Here is a 21,062-nt window from a genome sequence, read left to right as displayed (position 1 = left end):
CTTTATATTCTTGTAAATAATTGTAAGTCCTGCTAAATTAGACTAAGTTCTTTTCGTAAAATTGCGACATAATTCTAAGTAAACCAGCCTGTTTTGTCGAATATTCTTATGCAAAGTCTCAATACCCTAGTTTTAACAAGCGTATCCCCACTCACTTTTCTACTTCATTTCGACACAATAAGTTTTATTTGCTATGACATTTTTACGCTCAATTGTATTATTTACCATATTATTACATTTTTAATGTATTTTACCATATTGTTACATATAATCAAGGACAATGCTTTAAGAAAAATAGAGACAGCAAAGATGCTATCTCTATAGATATGAAATTGATTAAAAAGATTACTATTTATTCCCCAAGGTATTTTTGATGAAAATATCCAGGATCAACTGTTTTAGGCACTACCGCATGAAACCGCAGCCATTCATTCCCTTGTTCTTGCTTCGCTAAAAGATAACTTTTCACAGGAAAATCGTTATCGTCAACACTTAATAGAAGACTTTGCTCAGCAGCAGAATTTAAATCACCTTGAGGATTACGGTCTGTATAAAAATACTGATCGACAAATTGCAAATTACCTTCATTATCATACCCTACATCAAAATAAATCGAATCACAATCGATAATAAATTCATATTCACCTTCATCACTAACAGTTTTGCTATTCAATAAAACTTTTTTTACAGGTAAACGCCCCATTTTCGTTGCCATAATGTCATCCTCCTCATCTCCATATATGATAGAATTATTTCCAAAAAATAAATAATTATACAAATCACAGATATTATTCTTGACAAGATAATTCTTACCATGGTATTATATCAATTGTCTGGTGAGCAAAAGCCTAACACCAAACAACTTAGCACGTGCCGAAGTGGCGGAATTGGCAGACGCACCTGACTCAAAATCAGACGTGTACTCCACGTGCCGGTTCGAGTCCGGCCTTCGGCACCAGTATTTTGTAAGACTTTGCATTTATGCTAAGTCTTTTTTTTTATGAAAAACAAAAAATTTTGACCACAAGGACGAATACTAAGCTAAATTTGACTTTCACAGTTCATTATAACTTTTTTATCCAACTTTCCATGACCGCAACTTGACAATAACGATCTATTATGTTATTATAATATTCGTTGAGCTAAGCACTCAATATAAATTATGCCGAAGTGGCGGAATTGGCAGACGCACCTGACTCAAAATCAGACGTGTACTCCACGTGCCGGTTCGAGTCCGGCCTTCGGCACCAGTATTTCACAGCCTCTAATTGATAATTAGAGGCTTTTTTCTTTTCTGCAGGATTTCTGCACTACACTGTCTAATGAGGACTATTATGCATACATTTAAAATTGACAATTATCAATTAACATATACTATCATATATCAAAAAAATCGAAAGTCGGTCCAGTTAAAATTAAATTCATCTAGTCATTTGACTATTACTGCCCCTACCCGCTTTTCCAAAGAAGGCATTGAAGAAATAATACTTGAAAAAAGAAAGTGGATTGTAAAACAAATAACAAAACTGACAGCTGCAGCATCTAACCCCATTAATAAATCAGTTTGCGATAAAGCTGTAATACTTTTTTTAGGACAGCCCCATATCCTTAAATTTATGAGTAAAGATATTCACAAACCTATAGTTCATGTAGAAGAGAATCAAATTATGCTGCATATGTTCCCTTTAACTGAGAAAAATACAAATGAAACAGCAGAAAAGATCCTTAAGCAGTGGTACATTCATCATGCTACTAATACCTTAGTAGCAAGAACAGCATTTTGGGCGTCGATCATAAAAGTAAATCCAAGACGAATTACCATCAAAGAACAAAAAACCCGCTGGGGGAGCTGCTCTTCTAAAGGTAATATTAATTATAATTGGCGAATCATCATGGCACCAATAAATGTCATTGATTACTTGGTCATTCATGAGCTTTGCCACTTGCGTATACCAAATCATTCTAAATCCTTTTGGCAAGAAGTAGGAAAGTATTCACCTCACTTTAAGCAATGTCGTGAATGGCTTCACGCGAATGGAGTATTAATTATGACCCTCCTCAGCTCCACATAACTCTTTTTTAAAAGAAGGATTTCACTTTAGTATGAATTTCCTCCGAATACAATTAAGGTAAGAACGCTGTGAATATTGTATTTGAACTCCAATAAAAGGACGTTTAACATTGTTAATTATAACAACGTTAAACGTCTTTTATCATAGCAGCAAGAATTTAAAATCACAATCTCTGGGTTCACGTAGCAAAACCCTTCTTTATTTATGCCATTTATGACGATTCACTGGTCGATTATTTGAACCACGTGACCGGCCAAACATCATCCATGCCAACAATCCCATAATAAGAACACTACTAACAAGATTACTAATAATCTCTAAATCCGCTAATATAGAAATAACTGTTAGTCCACCAAGAAACGACATGCTCGACTTTAAATCAATAAAAGGATACCGTTTTAAAACAAGATAGACAATTCCAAAAACCGCCAAATCAATACATACCCAAATATAAGGATTAATAAATATATATTTGACAATATTGCCACCAATCATTACCATAAAAATCCGCAACCATATTTGGTTCATTCCATTCCCTCCTTTTAATGATATGCTTTTACTATAAATAATAAATAATACTCTTGTCAACTTTTTACCAAACATATACTGATTAAAAACAACTTTCACTTAACAACTCTTAAATGCACATGCCCTTTTCTGCTTAATGAGATAATGAATCCTATGCCAGCAAAACAGGCACCAATCATTAATGCAAGATGATACGCTGACAAAAAGGCGCCCATATATGCATCCTGGTTTAGAATTAAAGTCTCTGCCAATACTTGCTGTCTTTTACTTTCAAAGACAGATACGGCTACTGCGGTACCACTTACCATCCCAACATTGCGCATCAAAGCACTAATTCCGCTTGCTAACCCAACTTTACTAACAGGCACAGAACTTAATACGCTATTATTATTGGGTGATTGAAACATCCCATTGCCAATGCCCATAATACCTTGACCTACAGCAACATGCCAGATAGTAGAATATGCATCTAAATCAGCCAAATAGAACAAACCTAGCATTAAAATTCCTAAACCACTGCTGGTTAATAGTACAGGGCTAACTCGTTCCGATAAATAACCACTAAGAGGAGCAGCAATTGCCATCAATAATGGAAAAGGTGTTATTGCCAATCCAATCTGAGTTGGTGTCAACGATAATACAGAATGCAAATAAAATGGCATCAACATATTATTAGAGAACATAGCCATGAAAGATAGTAAACCAGATGCATTTCCTGCAAGAAAAGGCCAACGTTTAAATAAAGATAAATCAATCATCGGCTCCTTAATTCTGCCTTCAAACCAGATAAAACTACTCAATAATAGCAAACTTATTACACCAATACCAACTGTAATTAAGGAATTCCACCCCCATTCATGTCCTTCGCTTAATACCACAAGTAAACCTGTCATTCCCAATGCAAATAAAACGGCTCCCTTAAAGTCGAAAGTTCCTGATGCATATTTCTTTTCAAAAGGTAAAATATAGTATCCTAGCAGATATGCAAGTACTCCGATGGGCAAATTAATGTAAAAAATCCATTTCCAATTAAATAGCCCTACCAAAATTCCGCCTAAACTCGGTCCAGCCATAGCTGCCAATGCCACTACAGTACCATTCATTCCCAGAACCCGCCCTCGTTCTGTACCAGGAAATGTTACACTTATAATTGCAGGAGCATTGGACATTAACATCGATGCACCAGCGCCCTGCAACACCCTAGAAACTACTAAATACCAAATTGTACTCGATAAACTGCACAATAGTGAACCCATTGTGAAAATAGCAAATCCTAAGAGATAGATTTTACGCCGCCCATACATATCACCGATCTTACCGAATAAAGGCAGCAAGCTCGAAATAACCAATAAATATGCGGTCACTACCCACTGTACATTTGTTAGCTCGACGCCAAAACTAACAGCTATCAGCGGCAGGGCTACATTTACAATGCTAGAATCTAAAACAGCCATAAATGTCCCCAGTACAGTAACAATAAAAATCAGCCAGCGATAATAAGGCAAATTCTTCAACTTATCCTGCATCGTTTAGCCCCCATAAAAATTAAATGCAAATTCTCTTACTACTATATACAAAAATAGCAAGGTCCATCCCTTGCTATTTATATATATCACATTTGATTAAGTGGGCACTTTAATTCCGTCCACATTCGTCATTAATTAGCTGCGTATATGCATCTTGCAATTTACGAGTAATCGGACCGACAATTCCAGCATTGACCATTTTTCCATCGATAGAAACGACAGGCATAATTTCAGTACTAGTCCCTGTTAAAAATGCTTCTGAAGCACCTTTCACAAAGGATACGTCAAATGCTTTTTCCAAAATAGTCAAATCCAACTCTTTTGCAAGTCTTTCTAATACAATTGTACGAGTTATGCCTTTTAAAATTAAATTAGTTGCTGGATGCGTCCAAATCACTCCATCCTTCACTACAAAAAAGTTGCTGCTCGTCCCTTCTGTTACATAATCGCCTCTTACCATTACCGCTTCATAGCAGCCAGCTTCTTTTGCCTGCTGCTTACCTAGTACATTACTTAATAAGTTTAAGGATTTAATATCACAGCGCAGCCAGCGTTCATCAGGTATCAGTATAATGTTCACACCATTATCTCGTAATTCCTGCTTAACAGGTCCACTAGGTCGAATGGACATTGTCAAGCATGGTACCACTTGTTCAGGAAAAGGATGAACTCGTGGAGCAGCACCTCGTGTAATTTGCAAGTAAATGGCCCCTTCTTTAATACCACTTTCTTTGATTAAAGCCTCATGAAATTGAACTAATTCTTCAAAAGTATATGTTGCAGGAATGCGAATAGCTCGCAAAGACTGGTACAATCGTTCTAAATGCGGCCTTAAAGCAAAACATTTACCATTATATACTTTGGTAACTTCGTATACTCCATCACCAAATTGATGCCCTCGATCTTCCATCGTAACAACATTCTCATTCATATCAACCAATCTACCGTTTATTAATCCTAGTTCCTTCATTACTAAATCCTCCTAGAAATTTTTAATATGCATAAAAAGCTCTTTTCTCCCTTGCCGCTCCTTCACAACAGACAAGCAGGAATATGGTAGCTTCATTGCGAATAAGGTAATTTTACATAAATCTAAACTGAAAGGACTTTTACTATGTCTCAAAAAAAAATAATGGCAATTGAATATATTCGGGGCATATCCATGCTTGGAGTAATTGGCATTCATACTGGAGCCTACTCCTTAAGTAATCCCAAAGTAAACATCCACTTGTTTGCTTTATTAGAGATCTTAACACGTTTTAGTGTTCCGATCTTTTTCTTTGCTTCAGCCTTTGGCTTATTTTTCACACAAAACCTTACGGCAAGATTTAACTACAAAGATTTTCTCTTCAGGCGATTGCGCACCGTTTTAGTGCCCTATCTTGTATGGTCCATTATATATATGATTCATTATACTTTTGTAAGTGGCGATAACAGCATATGGTACCCTCCACTTCTTTATGAGTTTGCTTTCTTTGGACTGGCTTCCTATCAGCTTTATTTTCTGATTATCTTATTATGGTTTTATGCCCTTATGCCTTTATGGCGAATCATCGTATCCTACATCATCCAGCATCCTGTCCGCAATCTGAGCATCATCTTATTATTGCAGATACTCTTTAACTATTATTCCAGCTATATATTGCATGCCGATTTCAGTAACCATTATATAAATAAACTAATCTATCATCGTCTAAGCTACTGGATTTTCCATTATCTATTCATCTTCTTATTAGGAGCTGTATGTGCTGTAAAATATGAACACTTCAAAGAATTGATCAAAAATCATCAAACTACTGTCAAAAACTTTTTTTATTTAACTTTGTCCGGAATCTTGTCTTACTATTATTACTTGCTTTTTAGACTGCACTACACACCAGAAGCCGCAGTAAATACCGCCCATCAACTCAGCCCTATTGGAGTTCTCTATACCTTATCCACTACATTCTTTCTGTTTATGATATTCAGCAAAGAAAAACTTCCTCTTGGAGCCCATAACATCCTTTCCAGGTTTGGTGAGCATTCCTACGTAGTTTATCTTGTCCACCCTTTGGTCATGTACTATCTTATCAACTACATCACTGGACAAAACTTAATGATGACTGCTCTTGTCACCATTGCATTTTATATAACAACAACTTTTCTCAGTCTTGCCTTCTCCCTTGTTGTAAAAAAAGCAAGTATCTTTCTGCCCATTATCAGTCTTTTACTAACAGGAAGTAAATTATCAAAACCAAAATCCGGTGTATAATTATACCCGGATTTTTCTGCTTATTACATCTTAAATCGCAGTCTTTCGCTATCAGTAAATAATATCGGCTCTGTAAGCACATTTGTATAAGGCAGATTCTTTTTTACTTGTCTCTTATCCTTTAACCAAAAAAGCAATAACATCTGACAATATTTTTTTATGGATTTATGATTTGCAGCCATAGCAGGATTTTCTACCCAGCACTTAAAAATATCTACTATTGTTTGCCCCGAAGAGCCAACTAACTCTTGTTTGGCAGCAAAAGAAATAATGATCAGAGATTCTTTAACTACTGCAAATAACATCTTGTGTTTGCATTCATCCATGCACTGAACAAATCTCAGCTCAGACCATAATATCTCTCTTCCTACATCCAGCATAGGATGAAATACTATAAAAGATCCTAAAATTCCATGACGAGAAACAGCTAACTTGATTACTCTTCCCGCAACCGCTACTACCTTTACCCATTGGCAATAATTTTGTCTTAATATAGCAACAGAAAATAAAAATCTTATTATCTTTCCTGCCATCAAATTGTTAGGATTTAAACAAGCAGTAGCTGCAAGATTACCCCATTCTTCATATAATAATACCAATTGGCTATCGAGTATCTTTGACTGAACTAAAGCATCTGTAAATTCTTCTATCAGCACAAACAATCTCATGCTATTGATTCCAACAATGCGATGAAGCCAAGCTGTTATCAAACGCACTAAGTCTTCAGCAAGTTCTTCATTCGGTTGATTTGCAGTAAGCCAAATCGATAAGCGCGTACACATTTCTCTAAACAAAGCAATATCACGCCGCCGCAAGCTTAAAACACCCAAGACCTTAAAGGATGTAATCGCAGCAGTAATTATTTTTTTATCTTTGGCTGCATCTCCCCTGTCCATAATTAAAAAGATACATTCTGTTATTTTTGCAACCAAAAAATTTTGTCTTTGTTTTAACGCGATAACACCAATTAACGTTAATTGTTCGGCTACACTAGGAATCGCTTCAGGTGATAGTTGACGAATCAATGGTCTAAATGCATCCAATATAAAACTTGCCACATCAGGCTGCTTCTGATTCAATGCTGCTACACTTATGGCCATTAGCCGCATTGCTTCATCCTGACGCATTATTCCATAGCCAAAAGCCAATTTCAGTAAATCAATTGCTTGGTAAGCCATAGCAGCATCATTATTAGTGATACTTTTATGTAAAAGTACATACACTTGTTTTAATAATCGACGTGCTACGTTCTTATCCTTTCTGGAGCTGCGAATCAATGTATTTAAACGAAATATCAATATTTTATATTTCCAGTTACATTTTCGATAATAATAACAAATTAATAGTATCGTTAAAACACTGCTTATCGATGCTACCCAGAACAATAGCAACCCCCTCCGCTCATATCAGATTCTTTAGAGCTCCACAAGATCCGACTTCAACAAGAGCCTTACGAATTATAGCACTGACAATATTCAAAAATATCATATCGCTCGCTTTCTATCTAGCGTTAATTTCTCCTTGGTATATAAGACCTCTTGCTCCATCAACAGTAACCACCATTCCATCGTGTAATCGTTCCACTGCACCATCTACCCCGATTATCGTAGGTATTCCAGCGCTAATGCCAACAATAGCAGCATTAGAAGTTAATCCGCCTTCCTCTGCAATAATGGCTGCTGCCTGAGACGCATAAACAGCGGTTTCTTCATCAATGCCAGCTACAACTAAAATATCTCCCGGTCGAAACTTGCTTTTAACTTCCCTAAATGAATGTGCAACGCAAATATTACCGGATACTGATCGTTGACCAATTCCAACCCCTCGCAATAAGATACGTCCTACAACATGAACGCGAATCATATTAGTCGTACCAGACATTCCTGCAGGTACACCAGCAGTTACAATGACTAAATCTCCTTCGCTCACCAAACCTTCTTTCACAGATTTAGCAATAGCATTTTGTACCATGTCATCTGAATTTTTTGTAGTTACGCCTAAAACAGGTTGAACCCCCCAAAATAGCATCATGCGGCGTAGAGTTTTCTCATGGGGCGAAACAGCAATAACATTTGCCTGAGGACGATATTTTGAAACCATACGAGCTGTATGCCCATGCTCTGTCGCTGTAATAATAGCAGCTGCACTTAATTCATAGGCTATCTGCACCGTCGCATGACTAATAGCATCGGTAGTTGTATTTTGCAATGTCATGCCCTTCGACAATAACAGTGTATTATATTTCAAGGACTCCTCTGTTCGAATAGCAATCTTCACCATTGTTTGCAACGTCTCAACAGGATAACATCCAGATGCTGTTTCACCACTGAGCATGATACAATCAGTTCCATCTAAAATAGCATTTGCAATATCACTAGCTTCTGCCCTTGTCGGCCGAGGATTTACTATCATTGATTCTAACATTTGGGTCGCGGTAATAACAGGCTTACCTGCCTTATTACATTTTTCAATTAAGATTTTTTGCACAATTGGGACTTCTTCGGCGGGAATTTCTATACCTAAGTCACCTCTAGCTATCATGACTCCATCAGCGACTTTTATTATTTCATCAATGTTTTTTACGCCTTCAGCGCTTTCAATCTTGGCGATAATCTCCATCTGCCCGTTCACATCTTCTAATAATTTACGAATCTCTATTATATCTGCTGCACGCTGAACAAAGGATGCAGCAATGAAATCCATTTCCTGGCTTACGCCAAATAAAATATCCGATTTATCTTCTTCTGACAAAAAAGGCAACTTAAGACTCACACCAGGTACCGCCACTCTTTTACGATCACTAATTTCACCACTGTTTTGCACCGTGGTAATGATCTCATCCCCAATAACATCCTCCACACGAAGACTGACTAATCCGTCTGATAATAGAATTGAATTACCTACAGATACTTCTTGCGGTAATGACTTGTAATTTACTGATGCCATCTCTACAGTTCCCAATATCTCTTTTGATGTCAAAGTAAATACTTGTCCTATTTTTAATTGAATCTTCCCGTTTTCAAATTTACCAAGCCTTATTTCCGGTCCTTTCGTATCTAGCAGCAATGCAACATTCTTTTTCAATTGTTTACTGGCTGTACGTAACATTCCGATACGTTTCCCCTGCTCTTCGTGAGATCCATGAGAGAAATTAAACCGGCTTATATTCATGCCAGCTTCCAGTAAACTTTCCAAAATACCTGGCTTATCAGTACTTGGCCCTAATGTACAGATAATTTTCGTCTTTTTTATCATATTGTACACCCCTTGTTTTACCATTGCTCATTATCTATGAATCATTACTTTATTGCATGCTGACAAAGAATAGTATGGGCTTCATCGGCTTCTGATTCTAATACTAATATCTCATACAAACCATCACCGACAACAGATGCAACTCCAGCCTGCCTAGTATTCGCCAAAATTCCTTCTGTACAAAGCAGATTCTTTAACTTGTCAGCTTGTGCTTTATTTTTTGCAATATATATTACAGTCCACATATTTCCTCCTGCTACTTTCTTCATTTTTTAGCAATTGTTTATAATTCCTATTTTAAAAATAAAATCTATACAATGCTTTCTCCATATTAGAGCGTATTCCTGCTAATTTTTCTTAAGCATGACAAAAATATAATTTCTTCATCGACTTTAGAGCTAATGCCTATTATTTAAGGAAGCTTTGTAATATCTTGTCTGCCATATTATAATAATAGGAACAATTGTTATCCTAAAGGAGATCACAATGAACTTTTCTAAAAAACTACGCACCTACATGCTGTATATTATTCTCCTACTGATTTTGGTGATTGAAATTCCCATTATTGCTATTGGTTACCTCACTCAGCCAGTAAAGAGTGATACTATCATTGTCCTTGGAGCTAAAATACTTGGTCAAGATCCGAGTCTCATGTTACGTTTACGACTTGATGAAGCTATAAGGCTATACAATGCTGGCTATGCCCCTGCCATTATTGTCAGTGGGGCACAAGGACCAGATGAAAGTATCAGTGAAGCTGCTAGTATGAGATCATATCTTCTTACTCACGGTATTCCAGAAGAACACATCTTTCTCGAAGATCAATCCTTTAATACTTATCAAAACTTAACTAATTCCCATAAAATTATGCAGATAAATAATTTTAAAACCGCTGTTATCGTCTCGAATGCCTCACACATGCGCCGTTCTTTGCTATTAGCACAAAACCTTGGAATACAAGTTACTGGCAGTCCTGCACCAATGGCCAGCAGCCCTTATCTCACAGCAAAACAATATGTACGGGAAGGAGCAGCTATCGCCGTACTATTTTTCACAGGAAACTGAAAGACACTTGGTTTTACAACCAAGTGTCTTTCAGTTATGCAACTGTTACCTGCCCTTTGCCAATGATAGATTCTAATGCTTCTATCGCTTCGGGAGTGGGCCTAATCCAAAATTGCTGCTCTGTTTTTATTACACGCCGACTATCAATCAGATGTAAAAATACAACGCTAGAACCAGGAAATTTCCTAAAGGTTTGCTTTAACTTGTCAAAAATATCTCCACTTTCTTGCACTTTACTAATTTTCAGCCGCACTTCCAGGTTTTGCGGATCACCAAGCAATTGAATATCCTCAGCAATTACTTTCGCCTTATCCTCACTCATGCTCAACCTGCCAGATACCCGAACAGGTGTATCTGGTAATAAAATTTTATTGAATTTATCAAAGGTTCTCGGAAAAATCACAATTTCTATCTGCTCTGTAAAATCCTCCAATGCAATAAAGCACATCATTCCGCCATTCTTGGTCGTAATCCGCTTTGCACTAATAATAAGTCCTGCTACTTTGATACTTTTACCATCACCATACTCACCAGTAATTAACTCAATTAGCGGTGTGAAGCTGTTCATCTTCTCTCGATAAGCATCTAATGGATGCCCCGTTACATAAAACCCCGTGATTTCTTTTTCCAAGACCAGCATTTGTTCTTTTGGTATCTCAGGTATATCCGGCAGATTAATCTCATCTGCAACATTTAAAGTCTCTTCACCAAACAAGCCAATCTGCCCGCTGACCTTATCCCGCTGCCGAACCGCAGCCATATCGATTGCTCGTTCTAATACTGCTAACAGCTGTGAACGCTTTGCACCCAATGAATCAAATGCACCGCATTTAATTAAACTTTCAATTACCCGTTTATTAATTAAGCGCATATCCACTTTTGTGCATAAATCTACCAGCGACTCAAATTTTCCATTGGCATCACGAGTAACCACCATATTCTGGATAGCATTCTCACCAACGTTTTTTACTGCTGCCAAACCGAAACGTATCCCATTTCCATCTACACTAAAACTACTTTGACTAGCATTGATATCAGGCGGCAGTACATCAATCCCCATTTGACGACAAGTCTCAATATAAGAGCCAATTTTCTCATTGGTTCCCATGACGCTTGATAATAAAGCTGCCATAAATTCTTGAGGATAATTCGCTTTTAAATAAGCAGTTTGATAGGCAACCAAAGCATAAGCCGCACTATGGGATTTATTAAAACCATAATCAGCAAAGTGTGCCATCAAATCAAAAATTTCCCCTGCCATTTTCCGTTCAATGCCTCGTTCACTAGCCCCCAGCAAAAAATTCTCCCGTTGAGCATCTAACACATCGTGTTTCTTTTTCCCCATGGCTCGTCTTAGTAAATCCGCTTGCCCCAAAGAAAAACCTGCCATCACCGAAGCAATCTGCATAACTTGTTCCTGATACAAAATAACTCCGAAGGTATCACGTAAAATTGGCTCTAATAAGGGATGTACATACGTAACTGTTTTTTTGCCATGCCGGCCATTGATAAAGTCTTCTACCATGCCGCTTCCTAATGGACCTGGCCGATAAAGCGCCACTAAGGGTATTAAATCAGCAAAACATTCAGGCCTTAAATCCTTCACTAAAGTAGTAATACCACTTGACTCTAGTTGGAAGACACCTGCTGTATCGCCATTGGTCAGCATCGCACTTACTTTAGGATCATCTAAGGGAATATGATCAATATCAATCTTAATGCCCCGGCTTTTCTGTACAAGCTTAATCGTATCACCAATAACAGTTAGTGTTCGAAGCCCCAACAAGTCCATCTTTAATAAGCCAAGCTCTTCTACTTTATCCTTATCATATTGCGTTGTTAAAAAACCTTCGGCAGAATTTTGCAGCGGCACATAATGAGTCAAAGGTTCTTTAGAAATCACTAACCCTGCAGCATGAGTAGAAGCATGCCGTGGCAGTCCTTCAACTGCCATAGCTAAGTCTAACAATTTTCCTACCGCTGGCTCATTTTCATAAGCAGCGCGAAAATCCGAACTGATTTCCAAAGCTCGCCGCAGAGTAATCCCTAATTCATTTGGTACCATTTTCGCAATTCGATCGACTTCTCCATAAGGCATATTTAAAGCTCGCCCTACATCTCGAATAGCTCCTTTAGCAGCCATCGTTCCAAAGGTAATAATCTGGGCTACCCGATCCGCACCATAACGATCTGATACATATTCAATGATCCTGCCACGATTCACATAGCAAAAATCAATATCAATATCAGGCATAGTAACCCGCTCAGGATTCAAAAATCGTTCAAACAACAAGCCGTAAGCAATCGGATCAATATTAGTGATTCCCAATAAGTATGCAACAATACTACCCGCAGCCGATCCACGACCTGGTCCCACGGGGATTTCTTGTTGTCTGGCATAATTAATAAAATCCCAAACAATTAAAAAATACCCTGAATAATCCATTTTCATAATAACGCCTAGCTCAAATGCCAAACGTTCATCAATAGCTGGTGTAACTTCACTATAGCGCTCTTGCAAACGATCCCGGCACAACTTTTCAAGATAGTCATTTGCCGTAAGACCTCCTGGTACAGGAAATTCAGGCAAATATAAATTGCCAAAATCTAAGGTCACATTACAACGTTCTGCAATACGGCAAGTATTAATAAGAGCTTCTGGGTACGCCCCAAATAGCTGCGCCATTTCATCAAAATCTTTCAAATAAAATTCATCACTGAAAAATTTCATTCTAGCAGTATCATCTACGGTTTTTCCCATTTGAATGCATAACAGCACATCATGACATTCTGCATCCTGCTTGTTAATATAATGCAAGTCATTGGTCGCGACTAAACCAACGTCAAATTTACGAGACATTTCGATCAAAAGCTGATTTACCTTTTTCTGTTCTGGTATCCCATGATCTTGGATTTCAAGAAAAAAATGATCTTTTCCAAAGATGTCAATATATTCTTGAACTAAAGCCTCAGCAACAGTGATATTATCCTTTAACAGCCAGGAAGGGATTTCCCCTGCAATGCAGGCACTTAGACAAATGAGTCCCTTACTATAATGGCTAAGCAATTCTTTATCAACTCGAGGTTTATAATAAAAACCTTCAGTATTTCCTCTCGATACTAGCTCAATCAAATTACGATATCCTTCATCGGTTTCAGCCAATAGTACCAAATGATAGTAAGCTTCCCCTTCTACCATATTTCTTTCCCGCCGGGAACGAGGAGCCACATAAACCTCACAGCCAATGATGGGCTTAATACCTTGTTTTTTTGCTTGCTTATAAAAATCAACGATGCCATACATTGTGCCGTGATCGGTAATCGCAATTGCTGGCATATTGAGTTCCTTTGCTCGTTTTACCAAACTTCCAATACGGCTGGCGCCATCAAGTAAGCTATATTCTGTATGTACATGCAAATGCACAAATGACCTAGCAGTAGAATGCTGCGGTTGTTTTTCCATCTATTTCACATCCTTTTGATGACACAATTCTTCTTCCTATTAGAAAAGTTCTTTTTTATTATACTTTATCGTAAGAAATAACGGAACCACTATGTAATTCATTCTTTATGAATGTCAATGCCAGATGTCTTTATGTGTAAGACCAGTATATTTTTTTGTTATGTTTCGCAGGTATTTTTATAAATAAGTTGAATATATAGAGGTTAGAAATGTTTAAAGAGGTGTTGTGAATTGTATACTATAGGCATTCTGCAATTGACGCAAAATTTAGATGATGCCGTCCATGGCTTTAAAGCAGAACTTACAGAACGCGGCATTCATGCCGAGTTTCATTATTTTAATGCCGATGGCAATATAGATCAGCTTGCTAAATTAGCAAATCAATTAGCCGAAAAAAAAGTAGATCTCATCTTTGCTTGCTCGACACCAGCAGCTTCGGCTGCTGTAAAACTTACACAGGATATCCCAGTAGTATTTACACCTGTATTTGATCCTATCGGTGCTAACTTAGTGCTTAGCATGGCAGAGCCCGGCGGTAAAGCAACTGGAGTTGCAGGCATGGTCAAAGCAGACGATAAATTAAACTTCATGGAGCGTATCTTACCTACCATTCAAAAAATCGGTGTGCTTTATCATACTGAGGACTCTAATGCGATTGTCGAAGTAGCAAACTTTCGTAAATTAAATAATCCCAAAGTACAATTTATAGAAATTCCTATAAAAGAGGCAGAAGATTTATCTAATTTACTGGATCTATTACCCAGTGATTTAGAAGCTTTATTTCTGCCAATTGGCAAAGTCATTGAAGATAATTTTGCCACTATCGTTTATTATACGGATACCCTTGAAATTCCTATCATTGCTTCTCATGCCCCTAATGTACCTGACGGTGCCTTAGCTGGCTTAGTAGCTAATCACTATCAGTTAGGTAAAGAATGTGCCGTGAAAGCAATGCAAATTCTAAAGGGCGCTAGTCCTAGCCAAATCCCTGTCGACACTGTAAAAGCACCAGAAATTTGGCTGAATCAGTTTACTGCAGAAAATTTAGGGATATCTTTTTCTGAAGATTTGAAAGAAGAAGCCACTGAAGTCTTTGAATAAAATTCCCTTAACAATTAAATTGCTGGAGATGAAAAAATGTTATTAACACGAGATTCTGTAGAATTACTCGCTCCCGTTGGTACATGGGATGTATTAGAAGCCGCGATTGAAGCCGGAGCAAATGCTGTATATTTAGGCGGTAAGCGCTTTAATATGCGTATGTTTAAAACAACTGCCAATTTCGATGATGCTACCCTTGGCAAAGCAATTGAATACGCTCACCGTCACAATGTCGCCTTACATGTCACTGTCAACAACCTAATCAGTGATCGTGAGCTTGATAATATGCGCTCCTACCTCAAACTTCTTGATGAATTAAAACCAGACGCACTCATTGTACAAGATTTGTCTATTTTACAATTGGCTCGTGAAATTAATCTGAGCGTTCCTTTGCATGCTTCCATTATGATGAATACTCATAACGAGCATGCCGTACGTGCATTACAAGGCTATGGAATCAGCCGCGTCGTCGTCAACCGCGAAATGTCCTTATCTCAGCTTAGTCTACTAAAAGAACGTACTGGTATTGAAGTAGAGTATTTTATTCATGGTGATATGTGCATTTCCCATAGTGGTCAATGTGTACAATCAGGAGTTGTTTTTGGACAAAGTTCCAATCGGGGCCGCTGTCTAAAACCGTGCCGTTGGCCGTATCAATTAGTAGATGCAGCAACGGGTCTTCCTATCGACGATCAGGCCCCTGGCCCTTACAAATTAGCCATGAAAGATATGTGCTTATATATGAAGCTGCCTGAACTGATCCAAGCAGGTGTAACCTCTTTCAAAATTGAAGGGCGCATGCGTACTGCGGATTTTGTGAGTGGCATTGTTAAAACATACCGTAAAGCCATTGATCGTTATATTGCAGATCCAATGGGATACACACCTGATTTACAAGACTGGGAAAACTTACAGAACACTCGCTCCCGAGACTTTTCCACTTGCTATGCCTTAGGCAATCCTGGAGCAACAGCTATTGGTTATAGTGGTAAACGTGAACCACGTTTCTTCAGTCAGGCAGTACGAGAAGCGGATATGGCAACCCTTGCCAAACGATCACATCCAAATCCAACAAACAAGCCCTTTGATCCTACATTAAGTGTTCACGTTGCTGATCTAGCTTCCCTGATTGCCGCTTGCCAAAATGGTGCTAATACGATCTATATCGGTGGCGAAGTCGCAAAACCTGGTATTCCGTGGACGCTCCAGACAATGGTACAAGCTGTAGAAGAAGCTGGCAAATATGATGCAAAAGTTATTATTACGACACCTCGCATTACGATGGAACGAGAATGTGGTGAATTAGAACAATTTTTCAGTTCCCTTCCAAAAATAAATCCCCATGGCTTAATGGTCGGAAATTTAGGTGCCTTGACTTTGGCCCAGCAACATTCTACTCTTCCACTACAAGCTGAGTTTTCTTTTAATGTCTTCAACCATGTAACAGCACAGTTGTTAAAAAATAACAATGTGAAAAAAGCCACGATTTCTCTCGAAGCCACTTATGAACAAATCATGCAATTGGTTGAGAATAGTCCCCTTCCTTTAGAATTCATTGTTCATGGTTCATTGCCAGCAATGATTACCGATCATTCCATACCAGAAGCTGTACTTACTAACCAGTATCAAAGCGACTATGATCCGGCACTGGATACAACTCGATACGCTTTGCTGGATACAGCAGGCCAGCAGCATCCTATTATGGTAGATCAATATGGACGCAGCAACCTTCTCTTTGCTAAAGACTTATGTTTATTACCCCATTTGTACTCCTTAAGGACTGTACAGAATTATCGCATTGAAGGTCAATATTATACTCCGGAACTTGTTGGACTGGTTACAAAAATTTATCGTGAAGAACTTGATAAAATCGTCGCCGAGCAATCAGCCTATCACTTCGATGCAGGCCAGCTAGAAAGAATTGCAGCAGCAAGTCCTAGAGAATTAGGTATTGGCACTTTCCGCTATCGCTTGTCCAAGTAAATTTAATATTTCTTGTTCTATAAAAAACCGAAAGGTGAGATTATTTTGAATCACTACATTGGTCCTGAAGAAATTTTACGTAAAAAGCGGGAATATTTGATTCCCTGCGCATATCACTTTTATAATCAACCCATGCAATTAGTCCGAGGTAAAATGCAATATTTATATGATTCCACCGGCAAAGAATATCTAGATTGTTTCGCTGGTGTATCCGTTGTTAACTGCGGTCACTGCAATCCTGAAATTACCAAAGCGATCTGTGACCAAGTAAACACATTGCAGCATACTTGTACGATTTATTTAACAGAAAACATTGTAAATCTAGCGGAACAATTAGCCCAGCTCACCCCTGGAAGATTACAGAAAACTTTTTTTTGTTCTAGCGGCAGTGAAGCTAATGAAGGCGCTGCTTTGTTAGCCTCTTTATACACAGGAAGTTCTGAATTCATCAGTTTACGGCAAGGGCTGCATGGGCGCACTAAATTAGGGATGAGCCTTACTGGTCTTAGTATGTGGCGCACTGACAACACTCCTGTTGGCGGCATCACCTTCGCCCCTAATGCTTATTGTTACCGCTGTCCTTTCGACAAAAAATATCCTGAATGCGATCTAGCCTGTGCAAATGAGATTGAAACAATAATAAAAACAGCCACTTCTGGAAAAGTGGCTGCCATGTTTGTCGAACCGATTCAAGGCAACGGCGGTATGATTACTCCACCATTGGATTATTTTAAACGCGTCAAATCAATTCTGGATGCCTATGGTATTTTATTAATCGCTGATGAAGTTCAGACTGGTTTTGGTCGTACAGGTACATTCTTTGCCATGGAACAATACGATGTAGAAGCGGATATCATGACAATGGCAAAAGCACTTGCCAATGGTACACCTGTTGGAGCCTTCACTGCCAGAGCCGAAATTGCAGATGTCTATACTCGTCCTGGCGCATCTACTTTAGGCGGAAATCCCGTAACAGCCGCTGCAAGCCTAGCAACGCTGAATTATCTTACCAAGCATGATCTCCCTGGCAAAGCCGCTGTACTCGGCAAGATCTTAAAGGATGGACTTACTGTCCTACAGCAAAAACATCCTATTATCGGAGATGTACGCGGTTTAGGACTTATGATTGGAGTGGAATTAGTATATAGCGATAAAACACCCGCAATTAAAGAAACTGATTTAATTTTGGAAGAAATGAAAAATCGCGGTATTTTAGTCGGTAAGAATGGCCCTAACCGTAATGTCTTGGCATTTCAACCACCGCTGGTGATTACCACTGAAGATCTTCATCGGCTGCTAAATAATTTAGATGATGTTCTCTCCTCTATAAAGATATAATTACAATCCACGCATTAAGCGTTCCGGGCGTATCCGTTTATGGGTATGCTCTTCTTTTTTTAGCATAACTTGTAATTGTGATGGGCGCCGTTTCACTGCTTTTATTGTTCTTGCATGAGCAATAAAAGCTACGATTGCTATCATTGCCCACAAACCGACAAAGACTCGTCCCGCTGCTGATGTTATCAGTTCAGGTATAAAGAGGGAAAATAGCGTCAACATTGTCATTAACGCTAAGATGCTTATTAAAGATCCAAATTTACCAATCTTTTCTTTAAACAAAGTTCTCATAACAGTCACTCCTTACTTAGTTCAATTTGCCTGTAAATAAGTGTGCTAGTTTAATTTATTCTAACTTATCATTAACTATTACCAAAATCTTAGATTTTATGTACAAATATTGAATCAATCCTGCCATAATACAGCTAGTGGCAGGATTGAATTATAGTATGTTGATTTTTCAATTATTTTGAACGAACATCGACCTTTGTATCATAAAACGTACTCGCTGCTCCACGATCCGTAAGCCGCTGAGATGTTAATGCGTTCACTGAACTTTGCCCCGGAGTATTTTTGATCCAGAAGATCCCTTCAGTTACAACAACACCACTTGGAACTTCAGAGGCTATTGTAAGAATAAATACAACTTCGCCTCGCTCATTAAAAGCAATAACTTCCTGTCCATTTTTAAATCCTTTCTTCTTAGCATCATCGGGATTCATCATCAAGTACATCGCTTTTCTTTTTTCCAAAAGATCAGACCGTTCATTAAAAGAGGAATTCAGCGAGTATAAACCTGGGGCATTCATGAGCCAAAAAGGTGCATCATCCCCATGAGATGGTTTATATACAGGAAGAGTCTCTGTTTCACGCGGGTTAAAAATTTCAATTTTTCCTGATGGAGTTTTAAATACCATTTTGTAGTCAGGCGGCAGCTGCAATTCTACGGCCCTTCCTTCCTGCACCTTATTCATATCAATTTGTGCCAGCCATGGCTTAGGGAATTCTAGCAGCAGCTGAATGATTTCATCAGTTGTTTGCTCAAAGAAAGATTCCTCAAATCCCATAGCACTTGCTAATAACCTGAAAACATCCCAATTGGATTTTGCCTCTCCTACTGGTGGAATCACCGGATATGCCCGTTGAACACAATAATGCCCATAAGAGCGATAGATATCAGAGTGTTCCAAAGAACTGGTAGCTGGCAGTACCAGATCTGCAAAGCGAGCTGTATCAGTCATGAAACGTTCATGAACAATCGTAAACAAATCTTCCCGCAAAAGTCCTTTCACTACAGCATTCTGATCCGGCGCAACAATAGCTGGATTAGAGTGATATACATACATACTCATAATAGGAGGATTATCGATTTGCTGCAAAGCATGGCCTAGTTGGTTCATGTTTATAATTCGGGTGGGTTCTTGCATAAAGTCCTCCCGAATTATCGAATCCATTGCAAAAGCACTTCCTGTGCCAATACTTGCTAATAGCCCTCCCCCCACTTTTGCCCAAGCTCCCACAAGAGCTGGAAGACATGTAATGGCACGGACTGTCATCGCGCCATTACCATAACGTGATAGACCGCTGCCCATAACAATAAAAGGAGCCCGTGCCTTTCCATATAGAATCCCTATCTCCTCGACACTATCAGCATCAATTCCGGTAATTTTACTTACTGCATCTAATGAATATTCTGGCAAAGATTCTTTCTCGAAGGCCTCAAAGCCTTGTACATATTGAGCAACAAACTCTTCATCTATTAACTTCTTGTCAACTAAGACACGCATCATACCTAAAGCCAAGGCACCATCGCTGCCAGGTCGCATTATGATTACCTTATCAGCAAATTGAGCCGCTGATGATTGATAGGTCTCAATCAACCAAACCACTGCTCCTGCTTTCTTGGCCTCTCGTATTTGATGCAACAAATGAATATTTGTCGCCAGAATGTTCGTCCCCCAAAGAATAATTAAATCACTTGCTGACACTTCTTTAGGATGAGGCGCTAGACTCGATCCCATAACCGCTGACCAGCCATATCCCTTAGCAGAAGAACAAATTGTCCGTTCTAAACGAGCTGCTCCTAAACGATGAAAAAAAGCCTCACCAATATTACGCTGCACTATGCCCATTGTTCCTGCATAAGAGTAAGGCAATATTGCCTGTGCACCATACTCAGCAATAATCGCTTGCCAGCGTTCTTTAATATGAAAAATTGCCTCTTCCCAGGAAACTTCTTTAAATTCTCCTGCACCTTTTGGACCAGTCCGCAATAATGGTTTCGTTAACCGCTGTGAAGAATGCACCGTTTTCTCATAATGATTCATTTTGGAACACAAAGTTCCTCTCGTATGAGGGTGTTCTGGATCTCCTGTAACTCTTACAGCTTTCCCCTCCAACGTTTCCACCATGAGCCCGCAGGTATCAGGACAGTCATAGGGACAAACTGATCGCTTTACTTCGATTTTAGGATTCACTAC

At 38.6% G+C, this 21,062-nt stretch carries 16 protein-coding genes and 2 tRNA genes; 8 read left to right on the top strand and 10 right to left on the bottom strand.

Annotation, left to right across the window (positions count from 1 at the left end; all coding sequences use genetic code 11):
- Nucleotides 1-352: 352 nt before the first annotated feature.
- Nucleotides 353-715, bottom strand: coding sequence for a hypothetical protein (locus BMZ99_RS17965; protein WP_090940541.1), 363 nt, complete (start codon nucleotides 713-715; stop codon nucleotides 353-355).
- 157 nt (nucleotides 716-872) lie between these two features.
- Between BMZ99_RS17965 and BMZ99_RS17960 the strand changes: the two genes are divergently transcribed.
- From BMZ99_RS17960 to BMZ99_RS17950, 3 genes are all read left to right on the top strand, one after another.
- A tRNA-Leu gene (locus BMZ99_RS17960) sits at nucleotides 873-958 on the top strand.
- Nucleotides 959-1,164: 206 nt separating this feature from the next.
- Nucleotides 1,165-1,250: transfer RNA gene (locus BMZ99_RS17955), tRNA-Leu, on the top strand.
- Between the two features lie 84 nt (nucleotides 1,251-1,334).
- On the top strand, nucleotides 1,335-2,072 hold the full coding sequence (locus BMZ99_RS17950; protein WP_090940539.1) for a M48 family metallopeptidase: 738 nt from the start codon (nucleotides 1,335-1,337) through the stop codon (nucleotides 2,070-2,072).
- A 198-nt stretch (nucleotides 2,073-2,270) separates the two neighbouring features.
- On the opposite strand, the gene BMZ99_RS17945 is transcribed toward BMZ99_RS17950, so the two are convergent.
- The 3 genes from BMZ99_RS17945 to dat all read right to left on the bottom strand — a co-directional run bounded on the left by BMZ99_RS17945 (nucleotide 2,271) and on the right by dat (nucleotide 5,096).
- Nucleotides 2,271-2,600 (bottom strand): hypothetical protein, encoded by a 330-nt coding sequence (locus tag BMZ99_RS17945; RefSeq protein ID WP_090940582.1) that lies wholly within the window; start codon nucleotides 2,598-2,600, stop codon nucleotides 2,271-2,273.
- A 95-nt stretch (nucleotides 2,601-2,695) separates the two neighbouring features.
- Nucleotides 2,696-4,126, bottom strand: coding sequence for an MFS transporter (locus BMZ99_RS17940; protein ID WP_090940535.1), 1,431 nt, complete (start codon nucleotides 4,124-4,126; stop codon nucleotides 2,696-2,698).
- Between the two features lie 109 nt (nucleotides 4,127-4,235).
- Nucleotides 4,236-5,096, bottom strand: a complete 861-nt coding sequence (dat, locus tag BMZ99_RS17935; protein WP_090940532.1) for a D-amino-acid transaminase — start codon at nucleotides 5,094-5,096, stop codon at nucleotides 4,236-4,238.
- Nucleotides 5,097-5,258: 162 nt separating this feature from the next.
- On the opposite strand from dat, the gene BMZ99_RS17930 reads away from it, so the two are divergent.
- A complete protein-coding gene (locus tag BMZ99_RS17930; protein ID WP_245755038.1) occupies nucleotides 5,259-6,377 on the top strand; it encodes an acyltransferase in 1,119 nt (372 codons plus the stop codon).
- 23 nt (nucleotides 6,378-6,400) lie between these two features.
- Here BMZ99_RS17930 and BMZ99_RS17925 read toward each other — a convergent pair whose 3' ends face one another.
- From BMZ99_RS17925 to BMZ99_RS17915, 3 genes are all read right to left on the bottom strand, one after another.
- Nucleotides 6,401-7,762, bottom strand: a complete 1,362-nt coding sequence (locus BMZ99_RS17925) for a hypothetical protein (protein ID WP_090940527.1) — start codon at nucleotides 7,760-7,762, stop codon at nucleotides 6,401-6,403.
- Between the two features lie 115 nt (nucleotides 7,763-7,877).
- Complete coding sequence (gene pyk, locus BMZ99_RS17920) at nucleotides 7,878-9,632, bottom strand: pyruvate kinase (protein WP_175490605.1); 1,755 nt, start codon at nucleotides 9,630-9,632, stop codon at nucleotides 7,878-7,880.
- A 44-nt stretch (nucleotides 9,633-9,676) separates the two neighbouring features.
- Complete coding sequence (locus BMZ99_RS17915) at nucleotides 9,677-9,877, bottom strand: hypothetical protein (protein WP_090940524.1); 201 nt, start codon at nucleotides 9,875-9,877, stop codon at nucleotides 9,677-9,679.
- Nucleotides 9,878-10,118: 241 nt separating this feature from the next.
- Between BMZ99_RS17915 and BMZ99_RS17910 the strand changes: the two genes are divergently transcribed.
- Nucleotides 10,119-10,697, top strand: coding sequence for a YdcF family protein (locus BMZ99_RS17910; protein ID WP_090940521.1), 579 nt, complete (start codon nucleotides 10,119-10,121; stop codon nucleotides 10,695-10,697).
- Between the two features lie 34 nt (nucleotides 10,698-10,731).
- Here BMZ99_RS17910 and BMZ99_RS17905 read toward each other — a convergent pair whose 3' ends face one another.
- Nucleotides 10,732-14,160 carry a DNA polymerase III subunit alpha gene (locus tag BMZ99_RS17905; RefSeq protein WP_090940518.1) on the bottom strand — a complete coding sequence of 1,143 codons (3,429 nt, stop codon included), beginning with the start codon at nucleotides 14,158-14,160 and terminating at the stop codon, nucleotides 10,732-10,734.
- Between the two features lie 255 nt (nucleotides 14,161-14,415).
- Between BMZ99_RS17905 and BMZ99_RS17900 the strand changes: the two genes are divergently transcribed.
- Genes BMZ99_RS17900 through BMZ99_RS17890 form a run of 3 tightly spaced genes read left to right on the top strand, consistent with a single transcriptional unit; the run spans nucleotide 14,416 to nucleotide 18,582 of the window.
- Complete coding sequence (locus tag BMZ99_RS17900) at nucleotides 14,416-15,261, top strand: ABC transporter substrate-binding protein (protein ID WP_245755037.1); 846 nt, start codon at nucleotides 14,416-14,418, stop codon at nucleotides 15,259-15,261.
- 36 nt (nucleotides 15,262-15,297) lie between these two features.
- On the top strand, nucleotides 15,298-17,244 hold the full coding sequence (locus BMZ99_RS17895) for a peptidase U32 family protein (protein WP_090940512.1): 1,947 nt from the start codon (nucleotides 15,298-15,300) through the stop codon (nucleotides 17,242-17,244).
- A 45-nt stretch (nucleotides 17,245-17,289) separates the two neighbouring features.
- Nucleotides 17,290-18,582: an aspartate aminotransferase family protein gene (locus BMZ99_RS17890; RefSeq protein ID WP_090940509.1), complete on the top strand. Its 1,293-nt coding sequence runs from the start codon at nucleotides 17,290-17,292 to the stop codon at nucleotides 18,580-18,582.
- Here the strand turns inward: BMZ99_RS17890 and BMZ99_RS17885 are convergent, their stop codons facing one another.
- A complete protein-coding gene (locus tag BMZ99_RS17885; RefSeq protein ID WP_090940506.1) occupies nucleotides 18,583-18,873 on the bottom strand; it encodes a hypothetical protein in 291 nt (96 codons plus the stop codon). It lies immediately after the preceding gene.
- 173 nt (nucleotides 18,874-19,046) lie between these two features.
- Nucleotides 19,047-21,059 carry a molybdopterin-dependent oxidoreductase gene (locus BMZ99_RS17880; protein WP_090940502.1) on the bottom strand — a complete coding sequence of 671 codons (2,013 nt, stop codon included), beginning with the start codon at nucleotides 21,057-21,059 and terminating at the stop codon, nucleotides 19,047-19,049.
- Nucleotides 21,060-21,062: the final 3 nt, after the last annotated feature.

It is taken from the genome of Pelosinus propionicus DSM 13327 (assembly GCF_900114615.1).
GTDB classification, from domain to species: domain Bacteria; phylum Bacillota; class Negativicutes; order DSM-13327; family DSM-13327; genus Pelosinus; species Pelosinus propionicus.
The sequence above is the reverse complement of the archived record's forward strand: the minus strand, read 5'-3'. Positions and strand labels throughout refer to the sequence as shown.